Source organism: Bacillus sp. D48C (assembly GCF_053345735.1).
The window spans coordinates 898274-908674 of the sequence record NZ_JBKFAQ010000001.1; the positions used below are offsets into that span (position 1 = coordinate 898274).

Here is a 10401-nt window from a genome sequence, read left to right on the forward strand (position 1 = left end):
GTTTTCTAGATACAAGCTGTGATATGTGGTAGTGGTATAAGAAATGATAGCATGTAAGCCTAATTTCTGTAAAAGGAAATTTACAGATATACAACAAGTGAGCTACAATATTTATATACAAAAAGAAAGGGGGATAAAAAATGGGAGAATTCACAAAAGAACCTGGTGGGCATAAAGTTACTGACCCTGGTGTAGGTTGGCACAATGAACCAGGCGGCGGTGGCTGGAAATGCAACGAAGACCCCGGGACGGGTTGGAAGACAATTACTGGTCCAAGTATAGGTGTGTAAGAAAAGGGGGATTACGAAATGAAAAGGTACATAAAAGAACCTGGTGGTTCAAAGATGATTTCTGACCCAGGACCTGGTGGTGGGTATACAACTGATCCAGGTGGAGGATGGCGAAAAGAACCAGGAGGTTTTAGAAAATGAGAAGAGATAATTTTGATCCAGGAGGTTTAGGAGGAAGTCAATTGAAGTATGATCCGAATCCAGGTGGAGGATATACAAAAGACCCAGGTGGTGGAGTGGGTATATATGATCCTGGTGTAGGTGGCGGATACATAAAAGATCCAGGCACAGGAATATAAAAAAGAGAGCATAACGCTCTCTTTTTTTGTTGATAAAATTTGTTAATTTTTACCGTTGCGATTGGAAATGTTTTCTACTACAATCGACTCATAACAATTCTTTTTTCTCGTTTAAGAATTGCGTGTAAAACTTGAGTTGTTTACAGAATTGTTCTCGTTGGGATTCATCCAGGCCTGCGAAAACCGTTTGAATTTCATCGAGAACATTTTCTAAGTGCTTTTCTCTTGTCGTGAATTTCCGGCCCATTAGTGTATCGACTGAGATATCAAAAAATGATGCGATACGATCTAACGAATCCAAATCCGGCTCATTAAAATTAGTTTCCAAATTACTAATCTGACTACGGCTTAATTGGACTTTATCACCGAATTCGGCTTGTGTTAAAGTGCGAGCATTCCTAAATTTTTTTAAATTTTCTCCAAATGTATTCATGCCTTTATTATAAATAAGGCATTATTTTTAGACTATATATACCAAGTAATTTGCCTTAAATGTTATATTTGCTTAATTTTTTGGACTTTATTTAAAAATAAACTAGAACAAGTGTTCCTTTAATGGTAAAATATTCTTAGTGAAAAAGAAATTTTCAAAAAAAACTTTCTCAACATGATTCGATAACAAACTGAATGGAAGATTCTAAATCTTGTGATAAACTGATTTTAAATATAAAAATAAGAACAAAAAAGACCCATAGCGCAGCAAAAGTAGTGTGCAGCCACTCTTATGCTGTTCCCCTAATACGGTAGGGAAAATACTTGCCATGAGTCAGCACAAGTATAACATATAAGCTTTAAAAAAACTTGAATGGTATAGTTTTTCTATTGAGAAAGTTCAGGGAAGGTGTCTCGCGTTCAAAGGAGGCTTCGTTATGAATAAAGTATCTAGTTTAAGTAATATTGTTTTAGATGATGAATTAAATTCAGTAAAGCTTTCTAAAATCACAAATTTATCACAGTCAAATTTATGGAAAACATTGAATGGAAAAGTACCTATGACTTTCGCAAAATTAGTTAAGATATTGAGTGGTCTTGACTCTGAAGAACAGAAGATGGCAGTGGTTCAAGAATTTTTAAAGTATACAGATAAAGAAGCTGATATAAGAACTGCAATGTATTATTTATATCAGTCAGGTTATACAGAATTACTTCATGATCTTGTTGAGGACGATTATAAACAATCTGTAACTAATAATTATAGAGATATATTCCGAGTTTGTTTAGATAGACAAACTCAATCATTGAGATCGGGAGCGTTTCTTAAAGAAATTGAAACATTACGTACAAAAGTGAATTTAAATAAAACAGGTGTGAATATTCTTGTGAATACCTTAAGTATATATGGTTATTTTGATTTAGGGGCATATAATGTATTAACTGTTCTCCAAGGAATTATACAGGAGAAAATTGATGAAATGCCAAAAGGCTTAGAAAAGACATTAAACGAAGTGGAATTAAATATAATCTGTGCATATGCAAGTTTAATGCAAGACGAAGTAAAAACGGCAAGGGAATTATTACAGCATGTACTAGAGAAACAAGAGATTCCGCGTTTATTGAAAGCTACAGCACTTAGTATTTTTGCTGAGAGTTATATTTTCAGTAATCCTGATAAAGCATTGTATTTTTTTGAATTATCACTTTCAGAATTAAGAAAGATTAAGAATAACAAATCATTACTAAAAAGAAAATTAGTGGAAAATACAACTGCTTTCTGTTGTATTATTCATAATATTCCTGTAAAATTAGAGTATATACATGACGACGCTGAAATTGCGTTACAGTGTATTCGTCAAAACAAGAACAGTGAAGCTTGCAAAATATTAAATCAAATCAGCAATCGAACTGCAACTCAAGATTTTTATTTATCGATTGCGATGAATGATGAAGAATTGAGAAAAAAGGCATATCACCGGTTCTTAAAGGATGGAAACTTATTCTACATAAAAATTTTTGATATCTTAAAGTGAGGGACAGTGAGAATGAAAAAAATAATTGCTAGTGTAGTTATTGCATGTACGCTCGCATTATCAGTGTTATCGATTAGTTCGGTACCAACTAAAGATAATCAAGCAACAGGAAAAGTAAAAGAAGTACAACTAATGAAAATGGATCCAGGTACTTTAGGATAACAAATAAATTGAAATGCCATTGCATCTAAGGGTGCAATGGCATTTCGTACGTTTAAGGGGTTATTCATTTTCTACAATTTGATATTTTTGAATAATTAAGGATGATGGGGGAACCAAAGATGGAAAATGTACTAGAGAGCACTTTATGGGAAATGTTAAAATTAGGAGCATTAACTACAGATGAGAATGAAAAAAAATTGGTAGAGAATATAAAAAATATAGTAAAAAAAGAAAAAAATGATTGTTAGCCCAATTGCTGACAATCATTTTTTATTATGGCCTACAGCAGCCTTCATCATATCCAGTAACATATCTTGTTTTTCTTTTGGCATTTTTTCTAACATGTCAATTAGTTCGTTAAATTCTTTTCTTAATTCAGTGAACTGAACTGCATTTAATTCCGGATCATCAGATCGGCCTAATAAATAATCGACAGATACGTTTAATACATCTGAAATGATAACTAAAGTTTCATTAGATGGTGAACTATAGCCTGTTTCATAATTAGAAATTGTAGTTTTTGTTACTTTAGTTTCCGTATCCAACTTTTCTTTTATTTTTAATGCTAATGCATCTTGTGTTAATCCACGTTTCTTTCTAGAAAGTTTTATTCTCTGCCCTAAAATAGTCATAAATTCACCCCATATATATTATATCCAAAACTGTAAACTGTTTTTCTAATTTGAAAGTACAATTAAATTGTACTTTGTTTGTAAAAGTTTTGCATTAGTTTTTTAAAATTTTGTTTAAAAATCCAAAAAACTCAAATATTATTATTGACAGTACAAAAAACTTGGATATATAATGAGTGTAACAAGTTCAAGAAAGTTGGATTTTAGGAGGTGTCATCATGGGAAAGAAACGACATAATTTAATTAAAGCTCGCAAACGTAAAAATTTTACCCAGGAACAACTAGGAGCATTGATAAATAAACAAAAAACGGTAATCAGTAATTGGGAAACTGGCTACGCAACTCCAACATTAGATGATGCAATGCAAATAGCGCAAATATTAGAAGAAGACATATATAATCTTTTTTTAGGTGTTGAAGTTCAAGAAAATCAAACTTTATTTTAAAAAGTTCAATTGTAGGATGGCTTAAATAAAAAACGAAAAGGAGCTAAAAACATGTACCAAATAAAACAATTACCATTCTCACTGAAAGCAGAGGATGTCCAAGAATTCTTAAATATTTCTCGATCAGCGGCATATGCACTTATGAAGAGAAAGGATTTCCCAACAATTGTGATTGGAAAAAGTAAACGGGTTAAAGCGGAAGATTTTCTTAAATGGGTAGAAGCACAAAAGGTGGGAGCAAATGCTAGTTAAAATTAAATTTCGGATTTTTAACAAAATTACCGTTTGATAAATAAGGAGGTGATTTAGTGGAAGATACAACATCATTAGTCATATTTGCAATGTTAATCGCATGCGGTTCATGGTTGCTTTACATCACTTATGAGCCAATAAAACAATGGGCTTGGAGTGACGTAGAACAAAATAAAAAGACCCATGGCAGTGGGTCCTTTAAGAAAAAACACTTGTTATAAGTATATCACGGAAAGTAGGGAAATAGTACATGCGTTTAACTGAATATCAAGTGCTATTACCTAATAAATTCTGGAACTTAGCAGAGAGCAAGGGCGAATTAAAGGAAATGATTGAACAGTATCTCAAAGTTGGTTATCCGGATTATGAAATTCAACGAATAATCAAAAGTGGACAAGCATATGTGGCAGTTTGTATTAGGAGGTAAATATTTATGGCAAACGTAGTAACTGAAATTGGTGGATTAAATTTCAAAGGTAATGTAGTGGATCATGAATGGTTTAATTACATCACTTTTAGTAATGGTAAGCCTCACATTGTAGCAATTATGGTATTGAGTGAAATCGTCTATTGGTATCGTCCTACAGTTATTCGAGATGAATATACTGGCAAGGTTACTTACAAGAAAAAATTCAAATCAGATAAGTTACAAAAGAGTTATCAGCAATTAGCAGAAACATTTGGATTTTCAAAACTACAAGTCAAACGAGCTTGTGACTTATTAGTGGATATGAACTTAATCGTAATCGAATTTAGAACAATTATTGTAAATGAAATCACTTTAAATAATGTAATGTTCGTTGAGCCTAAAGTAAGTGAAATAAAAAGCATATCAAGTATGTATCAACAAGTCGAAGAAGACCCTGTTGACTTTGAAGTAAAGAGGGTAGTTACTTCAAAATCAGGTACCTCTTCACATGAAAGTAATGAAGCTCCTGACTTTAAAGTAAAGACAAATACAGAGATTACTACAAAGAATACTACAGAGAATGTAAGTAGTAGTAGTAGTAGTAGCATCTTCTCTTTCTACGAAAATAATTTCGGAATTTTAAATTCATTCATAGCCGAAAGTATTTCGCAATGGGTAAACGATACGAGCGAGGAACTTGTACAGGCAGCTATGGAACGTGCTTTGAAACAGCAGAAGAAATGGAATTATGCTGAAGGGATTTTAAAACAGTGGGTTAACAAAAACATTCGTACTTTAGCTGATGTTAATGCAGCAGAAATAGAGTTTAAAAACAAAGGTAAAAAAGGAGAGAAAAACAATGCAAGCGTTAGGAAAAACAGTAGCTTCATCGAAAAATACGATTTTGAGTAAATTTGCTCAAAGTTATATGTTGTCTCCTAATAGATGTACAAATATTTTCTTAGTCGGAAAAGACAAAATTAAAGACGTTTGTAATAAACGCTTACTGATAGATACAAAAACGAATGAAGAGTTTTGTCCACAATGTAGATCGGTAGAGCAAGAGGACCAGCAACTTGCAAAAGAAACATTGGCCATTAAGAAGAAGAACGAAATTATTCATTTATACGATTCGTTTTCAGATAACAGCCTTATAAATCCTAAGTTGAAGCAAGCAACATTTGATAGCTATGAACCGCCTACAAAAGAATTAGCAAAGGCTAAAGAAGTAATGATGGATTTTGCTATAAACTTTGATCCTAACAAGTCAGAAAGCATTGTAATTACAGGTAACTATAGAGTCGGAAAGAGTCATTTATGTGTAGCAGCTACAAAAGAAATTATGAGAAAAGGCTACAGTGCAATGTTTATTGAAATGAATGCACTCTTCACAAAAATTACATCTACATGGAACAAAAATAGCGAATTAACAGAGGACAAGCTAATGTCTATTCTCGCAAATGTGGATGTACTTGTGTTAGATGACTTTGGAGCTGAGTTCACGGAAAAAGATGCTGAGGGAGTTACCTGGAAGAAAACGAAAACAAAGGATATTCTCGAGCGTAGGCTAGGCAGAACAAACTTATTTACAACAAATTTTGGAGTTATGGAGTTAGCTAAAATGTATGGAGAGCGTGAGTTTAGTCGGATTATGGAAGATACTCAAGTGTTAAAAATGAACGGTGAAAATTACAGTTTGCGTAACTTCAAAAAGGAGGAATAAGCATGTGTGCATTATGTCATGGTACAGGAATTATTCGTAAAGAAACTTATCCAGGTGTGATTGAAACGAACGGTTGTAACTGTGAATTAGCCAAGCAACAGCAAGAAGAAAACGATAAGCGTTGGCAAGCATGGTTAATCAAATTTGAATCAATGAAACAAGAGTTGCAACGGAATCAACAACAAAAAGTAAGTTAACAAGGGGGAGAAAGTTATGAAAAATACAGGTGTTGTAAGAAAAGTGGACGAGCTAGGGCGAGTAGTAATTCCAGTTGAATTACGCAGGGCCTTAGGTATTGCTGAAGGGACAGCCTTAGGCTTTCATGTTGATGGAGAAAACATGGTTTTAAGAAAACCAGAAAAGTCATGTTTTGTAACAGGTAAAATATCTGATTCCAACATCGAATTATTAGGAGGCCGAATGTTTTTGAGTAAGGAAGGGGCACTTGAGTTACTCAACTCTCTTGAAAAGAGTGTGAAGGAACATGGCTAAACAATTGAATATTTTCGATGTTGAGCCAGCAATTTGTGAATTTGATGTAATGAAAGCAAATGTGAAAAGAGGAATGGGACGAGTTACATATGCAGATGTACGTGTCCAAGTTCCAAAGAATGCAAAGTGCACGGATGAGTTACCACGTACAACTAAACAAGATGATCGTTATGACATCTTTGAACAGTATGTAATGGCAATTTGGAGATTCCAGCGAGCTGTAGATAAGTTTTTTAATTGGGATACGGCTGAAGAATTGTGTAAGGCAGCAAGGGATAAAAAAGAAATAATTCCGGTACGGATTTACTTAGGAAGTGGATTCAAACCTGATGTTGTCGAGTACATGCGGTAGTAAAAAGGGAGAGGGACATATGAAAAAAATAGAAATTGATGTTAGCAGCAACAAACTTTTAATAGTGAAGGATGGAAATGTAACGGCAGTAAATCCACCAATGAGCGGATTCGGTGAGCAAGTTGCAGTTTGGGTAAACGGTAAAGTTGATCGTGTGGATACTAAGTTTACTGAAAAGATAAAATAATCATTTTTAGAAAGTAGGTTCGCTTATGAGTGTAGTAAGAAATCATGAAGCGATGAAGGAATCACGTTTAAAAATATACATCGCTTTAGAAGAAGCTAACTTCATTTGGGATGAAAGAGATGTAGTACGTTTTCGTGAAATGTGGAGTCAAGGTATGAGCTTGCCAAAGATGGCAAAAGCGTTAAGGAGACACCAAGCGGAAGTTGCGCTTCTTGTAATAGATCAGGCTGATAAGTATTTAATTGAAAATCGTCCAATAGGATTAGGTATTTGCTAAATAGGAAGGGGAAATCAAAATGAAATCAATGAAAAACGGTGTTTTGGAAGTAACTAAATTAATTAGTAAATCAAAGGAAGGACAAGCTGTAATGAACGACAATCAAATTTGTGAATTAGATCAATATCAAGAAGCGGCATTACGTACATGGAATACAAATCAGGATTTTGGTGGACGTGTTTTAAATGCAGCATTAGGACTTTCGGGAGAAGCTGGTGAGGTCGCTGATATTGTAAAAAAAGCTATTTTCCACGGTCATGGATTTGATCCGGCTCATTGTCCAGGAGAAGAAGAAGGGAATACGCATAAAATCGCTTTAGAGTTGGGAGACATCTTGTACTACATTTCGATCATGTCCCACGAAATGGGATATACCTTAGAAGATATCGCTCAAATGAATATTGCGAAATTAGCTAAAAGATATCCGGATGGTTTTAGTAGAGAAGCAAGTCAAGCACGTGTAGATGTAAAGTAAGACAAAATTTGAATTTTATAAGAAAGCCGGTGATTAGAGTGGGAGATAGAGTGTGCCCTGATTGTAATGAAATGAGTTTGGTTGAAAAGGGTCTTACAAAATGGAAGTGTCTGAATTGTGGTGAGGAATTTACAACTAAAGAATTAGATGTGGATGTTGAGTGGGATTAAGGAACCGGTGATTTGTAACAAAAGCGTTATTTTAATCGAAAAGGGGAATGAGATATGTGTGAGATCAAGTATCGTTTATTTGGGAAAGAACTTCAAATTATGTATAGCTGGGAAGAAATTTTAGATTTCCATAGTTTAAGAGATACTTTGAAACATGGCGGGAATGAGGATAGATATTACTCCTCATTGATGCAATATACAGGAGAAAAAGATGTATACGGAAATGATATCTATGAAGGTGATATTGTATATCAAGAATTTTATGACCGTATATCAGAAAAACATGGATTTACAGGAGTAGTTAAGCAAAGGGAAGGTTCTTGGTGGATTTGCAACGGAATAGATCATGCTGAGTTGTTGTGGAGTGAATTAAACCTAAATCATATAAAGGGGAATATCTACGAGAATAGAGAGCTGTTAGAAAATTGGACAAAATAGTTATTTTGAGAAGATGGAAAATTAAAGTGTTTTATAAATTTTAGACTTATGTATAGAAAGAGTAATCATAAAAAGAATATTGCATACAAAAATGATGCGTATATAATCCAGCCGAATAAAAGTGCGGTATATTTTAAGGTTTTCATGATTACTCCTTTTTGGTTATAGAGTGCTCTATCCAGAAGAAATTTATTAATACTTAAACAAAATTCTTATTTAATTACAAATAAAGAGCGCCATAAAAGGCGCTCAATGACTACTTCTGAGTTGATCATGATTATTTTATGTAGGTTTCTAGTATAGGTGCGTTTTTTATAAAATCTTTATTTAATATAGAGAGGTTAGGAAGTAATAAGGTATAAAGTTTCACCAATTATCAACTTTAAATAGATATTCATAGTATGAAAGATGACAAATAAAGATATTTACAAAGGAGTGAATAAAATTGTTTCAAGGTTATTTTTATAATGAAACGCAAATGCGTTCTGTAGGTGGGCAGGGTCCTTCGCAAAGTACAATTCAGGCTGTACATCAAGCTATACAAGCTCAGCTACAAGCGCTACAAGCACAGCAAGAGATGCAAGTACAACAAAGTATGCAGCCTTACTATCATACATTGCAATATTATTATCCAATGTATATTCCACAGTATAGAATACCTTTTTCAATGTTACCATACGAAACTATATATTATTTATAGTAAATAGTCACAGAAGCAATTGTTTGATGAACACTTATTTATTTTAATGAAAACACTATTTCAAAGTAAATAAAAAGGAGCACACATTTTAGTGTGCTCCTAGACTAAAAGGTTTGAACGTATGGACTGTGGAGTGCCCTACACAATAATATATGCTGTCAGACTTAAGGGTATGAAGTTTTTTACAAATCGTTATTTGAAAATAAATAAAAAAGAGAGCACACATATAAGTGTGCCCCTAGTTTAAAAGGTTTGAACTTATGGAATGGAGTGTTTCCATACAATAACATATGCTTGTCTGATTAAAAGGTGAAAAATTTTTATATAAAAACGCCATTTTAGTAAAACCCCCTTTTAAAAAGGCCTGTTGTGAGGGTAGGCCTTTTTAAAAAAATTTAAGGATAAAGTTTTACATGGAGATAAATTATATATTACTAGATTTAATTCATAAATCCTGTATGTTGAAGGTTGAAAAATTTTTTATGTATTTAATAAAAACTTCATTTTAGTAGAAAAGGAGACTGAGAAATGAATTTAAAGGAGTACGTCGTTTATAAAGGTGAATCATTGCTATGTATCGGAACTATACAGGAATGCGCTAATTATATGGGCGTACTTCCTGCAACGGTTCGTTTTTATACAAGACCAGCGTATCAAAGGAGAATAGCGAATCGGAAGAACGCTAGGAACTATATAACTGTTACGGAACTCGAGGAGGATTAGATGAGTATTTTTGATAAAGATTTCACAAATGCTGTAGTTATTTTGGAGGGTAAGAAATACAAGGTTTCAAAAATAGATGTAATCGATGTATCGGATCAAGAAAATAAACCAGACGGAACACTTCAAATTACACATGTTATCTATGGATTTGAAATGCCAGTTTACCTAGTTATAGATAATGAAGATTCATCGTTTGTGTTTGGGATGTTTGTAGGAGAAGGGATTCCGTTATTCGTACCAGTTACTGATGAATCGGTGTTTAATAAAGCATCTGAAGTGTTAGCTTCATTAGAAGATATCGAAAGCTAAACAAAAATTTCATTTTGTCATAAATAAAAAGGCGGTTGTTTCCGCAACCGCCTTTTTATAAAACAGAGTCACTTTTTCATATATAACATATGTATGAT

24 protein-coding genes are annotated in these 10401 nt (G+C 33.4%); 22 read left to right on the plus strand and 2 right to left on the minus strand.

The annotated features are described in order from the left end of the window. Window positions 1–140 precede the first annotated feature (140 nt). The 3 genes from ACLBXA_RS04910 to ACLBXA_RS04920 are packed head-to-tail and all read left to right on the plus strand — an operon-like array spanning window position 141 to window position 589. Window positions 141–290: a hypothetical protein gene (locus ACLBXA_RS04910; protein WP_000503723.1), complete on the plus strand. Its 150-nt coding sequence runs from the start codon at window positions 141–143 to the stop codon at window positions 288–290. Between the two features lie 18 nt (window positions 291–308). Further along, window positions 309–431: a hypothetical protein gene (locus tag ACLBXA_RS04915; protein WP_447617116.1), complete on the plus strand. Its 123-nt coding sequence runs from the start codon at window positions 309–311 to the stop codon at window positions 429–431. Then, on the plus strand, window positions 428–589 hold the full coding sequence (locus tag ACLBXA_RS04920) for a hypothetical protein (RefSeq protein ID WP_327956430.1): 162 nt from the start codon (window positions 428–430) through the stop codon (window positions 587–589). The genes ACLBXA_RS04915 and ACLBXA_RS04920 overlap by 4 nt, the downstream gene beginning before the upstream one ends. Window positions 590–677: 88 nt before the next feature. Here the strand turns inward: ACLBXA_RS04920 and ACLBXA_RS04925 are convergent, their stop codons facing one another. Then, window positions 678–1022, minus strand: a complete 345-nt coding sequence (locus ACLBXA_RS04925; RefSeq protein ID WP_327956432.1) for a helix-turn-helix domain-containing protein — start codon at window positions 1020–1022, stop codon at window positions 678–680. A gap of 436 nt (window positions 1023–1458) precedes the next feature. Here ACLBXA_RS04925 and ACLBXA_RS04930 point away from each other — a divergent pair, with 436 nt between their 5' ends. From ACLBXA_RS04930 to ACLBXA_RS04940, 3 genes are all read left to right on the plus strand, one after another. After that, entirely contained in the window at window positions 1459–2556 is a 1098-nt protein-coding gene (locus ACLBXA_RS04930) for an AimR family lysis-lysogeny pheromone receptor (RefSeq protein WP_149289976.1), read from the plus strand. Window positions 2557–2568: 12 nt separating this feature from the next. After that, window positions 2569–2718, plus strand: coding sequence for a hypothetical protein (locus ACLBXA_RS04935; protein ID WP_000719898.1), 150 nt, complete (start codon window positions 2569–2571; stop codon window positions 2716–2718). Window positions 2719–2837: 119 nt separating this feature from the next. Further along, entirely contained in the window at window positions 2838–2966 is a 129-nt protein-coding gene (locus ACLBXA_RS04940; protein WP_000432511.1) for a hypothetical protein, read from the plus strand. Window positions 2967–2981: 15 nt separating this feature from the next. Here the strand turns inward: ACLBXA_RS04940 and ACLBXA_RS04945 are convergent, their stop codons facing one another. After that, window positions 2982–3350 carry a helix-turn-helix domain-containing protein gene (locus tag ACLBXA_RS04945; protein WP_000153812.1) on the minus strand — a complete coding sequence of 123 codons (369 nt, stop codon included), beginning with the start codon at window positions 3348–3350 and terminating at the stop codon, window positions 2982–2984. 218 nt (window positions 3351–3568) lie between these two features. Here ACLBXA_RS04945 and ACLBXA_RS04950 point away from each other — a divergent pair, with 218 nt between their 5' ends. From ACLBXA_RS04950 to ACLBXA_RS05025, 16 genes are all read left to right on the plus strand, one after another. Then, window positions 3569–3796, plus strand: coding sequence for a helix-turn-helix transcriptional regulator (locus ACLBXA_RS04950; protein ID WP_000516834.1), 228 nt, complete (start codon window positions 3569–3571; stop codon window positions 3794–3796). Window positions 3797–3847: 51 nt separating this feature from the next. Continuing rightward, on the plus strand, window positions 3848–4048 hold the full coding sequence (locus ACLBXA_RS04955; RefSeq protein WP_000284332.1) for a helix-turn-helix domain-containing protein: 201 nt from the start codon (window positions 3848–3850) through the stop codon (window positions 4046–4048). 56 nt (window positions 4049–4104) lie between these two features. After that, entirely contained in the window at window positions 4105–4269 is a 165-nt protein-coding gene (locus ACLBXA_RS04960; RefSeq protein WP_000390305.1) for a hypothetical protein, read from the plus strand. A gap of 29 nt (window positions 4270–4298) precedes the next feature. Further along, entirely contained in the window at window positions 4299–4475 is a 177-nt protein-coding gene (locus tag ACLBXA_RS04965) for a hypothetical protein (RefSeq protein WP_447617117.1), read from the plus strand. Window positions 4476–4481: 6 nt separating this feature from the next. Continuing rightward, complete coding sequence (locus ACLBXA_RS04970) at window positions 4482–5369, plus strand: DnaD domain-containing protein (RefSeq protein WP_277617332.1); 888 nt, start codon at window positions 4482–4484, stop codon at window positions 5367–5369. Next, a complete protein-coding gene (locus tag ACLBXA_RS04975; RefSeq protein ID WP_447617118.1) occupies window positions 5317–6180 on the plus strand; it encodes an ATP-binding protein in 864 nt (287 codons plus the stop codon). Before ACLBXA_RS04970 ends, ACLBXA_RS04975 begins: the two co-directional genes overlap by 53 nt. Window positions 6181–6182: 2 nt before the next feature. Then, window positions 6183–6377 (plus strand): hypothetical protein, encoded by a 195-nt coding sequence (locus ACLBXA_RS04980; protein ID WP_447617119.1) that lies wholly within the window; start codon window positions 6183–6185, stop codon window positions 6375–6377. Between the two features lie 16 nt (window positions 6378–6393). Beyond that, window positions 6394–6672: an AbrB/MazE/SpoVT family DNA-binding domain-containing protein gene (locus tag ACLBXA_RS04985; RefSeq protein ID WP_447617120.1), complete on the plus strand. Its 279-nt coding sequence runs from the start codon at window positions 6394–6396 to the stop codon at window positions 6670–6672. Beyond that, window positions 6665–7024 (plus strand): hypothetical protein, encoded by a 360-nt coding sequence (locus ACLBXA_RS04990; RefSeq protein ID WP_021728087.1) that lies wholly within the window; start codon window positions 6665–6667, stop codon window positions 7022–7024. Before ACLBXA_RS04985 ends, ACLBXA_RS04990 begins: the two co-directional genes overlap by 8 nt. Before the next feature lie 19 nt (window positions 7025–7043). Beyond that, window positions 7044–7211 (plus strand): DUF3954 domain-containing protein, encoded by a 168-nt coding sequence (locus ACLBXA_RS04995; RefSeq protein WP_000717826.1) that lies wholly within the window; start codon window positions 7044–7046, stop codon window positions 7209–7211. Window positions 7212–7236: 25 nt separating this feature from the next. Next, the gene (locus ACLBXA_RS05000; protein ID WP_046945297.1) at window positions 7237–7488 is read left to right on the plus strand and encodes a hypothetical protein; all 252 of its coding nucleotides are present in this window, start codon (window positions 7237–7239) and stop codon (window positions 7486–7488) included. A 19-nt stretch (window positions 7489–7507) separates the two neighbouring features. Beyond that, window positions 7508–7963, plus strand: a complete 456-nt coding sequence (locus ACLBXA_RS05005; RefSeq protein WP_098973928.1) for a nucleoside triphosphate pyrophosphohydrolase family protein — start codon at window positions 7508–7510, stop codon at window positions 7961–7963. Window positions 7964–8187: 224 nt separating this feature from the next. Then, a complete protein-coding gene (locus ACLBXA_RS05010; protein WP_327937726.1) occupies window positions 8188–8571 on the plus strand; it encodes a YopX family protein in 384 nt (127 codons plus the stop codon). Window positions 8572–9016: 445 nt separating this feature from the next. After that, a complete protein-coding gene (locus ACLBXA_RS05015; protein WP_000486224.1) occupies window positions 9017–9271 on the plus strand; it encodes a DUF3947 family protein in 255 nt (84 codons plus the stop codon). Between the two features lie 528 nt (window positions 9272–9799). After that, window positions 9800–9994, plus strand: a complete 195-nt coding sequence (locus ACLBXA_RS05020; protein ID WP_001049407.1) for a hypothetical protein — start codon at window positions 9800–9802, stop codon at window positions 9992–9994. Beyond that, window positions 9995–10303 (plus strand): hypothetical protein, encoded by a 309-nt coding sequence (locus ACLBXA_RS05025; protein WP_000021509.1) that lies wholly within the window; start codon window positions 9995–9997, stop codon window positions 10301–10303. The last annotated feature ends 98 nt before the right edge of the window (window positions 10304–10401 follow it).

Bases quoted from the DNA above. Each gene is read 5' to 3' on its own strand.
- ACLBXA_RS04910 (WP_000503723.1), top strand. From the start codon at position 141: ATGGGAGAATTCACAAAAGAACCTGGTGGGCATAAAGTTACTGACCCT.
- ACLBXA_RS04915 (WP_447617116.1), top strand. From the start codon at position 309: ATGAAAAGGTACATAAAAGAACCTGGTGGTTCAAAGATGATTTCTGAC.
- ACLBXA_RS04920 (WP_327956430.1), top strand. From the start codon at position 428: ATGAGAAGAGATAATTTTGATCCAGGAGGTTTAGGAGGAAGTCAATTG.
- ACLBXA_RS04925 (WP_327956432.1), bottom strand. From the start codon at position 1,022: ATGAATACATTTGGAGAAAATTTAAAAAAATTTAGGAATGCTCGCACT.
- ACLBXA_RS04930 (WP_149289976.1), top strand. From the start codon at position 1,459: ATGAATAAAGTATCTAGTTTAAGTAATATTGTTTTAGATGATGAATTA.
- ACLBXA_RS04935 (WP_000719898.1), top strand. From the start codon at position 2,569: ATGAAAAAAATAATTGCTAGTGTAGTTATTGCATGTACGCTCGCATTA.
- ACLBXA_RS04940 (WP_000432511.1), top strand. From the start codon at position 2,838: ATGGAAAATGTACTAGAGAGCACTTTATGGGAAATGTTAAAATTAGGA.
- ACLBXA_RS04945 (WP_000153812.1), bottom strand. From the start codon at position 3,350: ATGACTATTTTAGGGCAGAGAATAAAACTTTCTAGAAAGAAACGTGGA.
- ACLBXA_RS04950 (WP_000516834.1), top strand. From the start codon at position 3,569: ATGGGAAAGAAACGACATAATTTAATTAAAGCTCGCAAACGTAAAAAT.
- ACLBXA_RS04955 (WP_000284332.1), top strand. From the start codon at position 3,848: ATGTACCAAATAAAACAATTACCATTCTCACTGAAAGCAGAGGATGTC.
- ACLBXA_RS04965 (WP_447617117.1), top strand. From the start codon at position 4,299: ATGCGTTTAACTGAATATCAAGTGCTATTACCTAATAAATTCTGGAAC.
- ACLBXA_RS04970 (WP_277617332.1), top strand. From the start codon at position 4,482: ATGGCAAACGTAGTAACTGAAATTGGTGGATTAAATTTCAAAGGTAAT.
- ACLBXA_RS04975 (WP_447617118.1), top strand. From the start codon at position 5,317: ATGCAAGCGTTAGGAAAAACAGTAGCTTCATCGAAAAATACGATTTTG.
- ACLBXA_RS04980 (WP_447617119.1), top strand. From the start codon at position 6,183: ATGTGTGCATTATGTCATGGTACAGGAATTATTCGTAAAGAAACTTAT.
- ACLBXA_RS04985 (WP_447617120.1), top strand. From the start codon at position 6,394: ATGAAAAATACAGGTGTTGTAAGAAAAGTGGACGAGCTAGGGCGAGTA.
- ACLBXA_RS04990 (WP_021728087.1), top strand. From the start codon at position 6,665: ATGGCTAAACAATTGAATATTTTCGATGTTGAGCCAGCAATTTGTGAA.
- ACLBXA_RS04995 (WP_000717826.1), top strand. From the start codon at position 7,044: ATGAAAAAAATAGAAATTGATGTTAGCAGCAACAAACTTTTAATAGTG.
- ACLBXA_RS05000 (WP_046945297.1), top strand. From the start codon at position 7,237: ATGAGTGTAGTAAGAAATCATGAAGCGATGAAGGAATCACGTTTAAAA.
- ACLBXA_RS05005 (WP_098973928.1), top strand. From the start codon at position 7,508: ATGAAATCAATGAAAAACGGTGTTTTGGAAGTAACTAAATTAATTAGT.
- ACLBXA_RS05010 (WP_327937726.1), top strand. From the start codon at position 8,188: ATGTGTGAGATCAAGTATCGTTTATTTGGGAAAGAACTTCAAATTATG.
- ACLBXA_RS05020 (WP_001049407.1), top strand. From the start codon at position 9,800: ATGAATTTAAAGGAGTACGTCGTTTATAAAGGTGAATCATTGCTATGT.
- ACLBXA_RS05025 (WP_000021509.1), top strand. From the start codon at position 9,995: ATGAGTATTTTTGATAAAGATTTCACAAATGCTGTAGTTATTTTGGAG.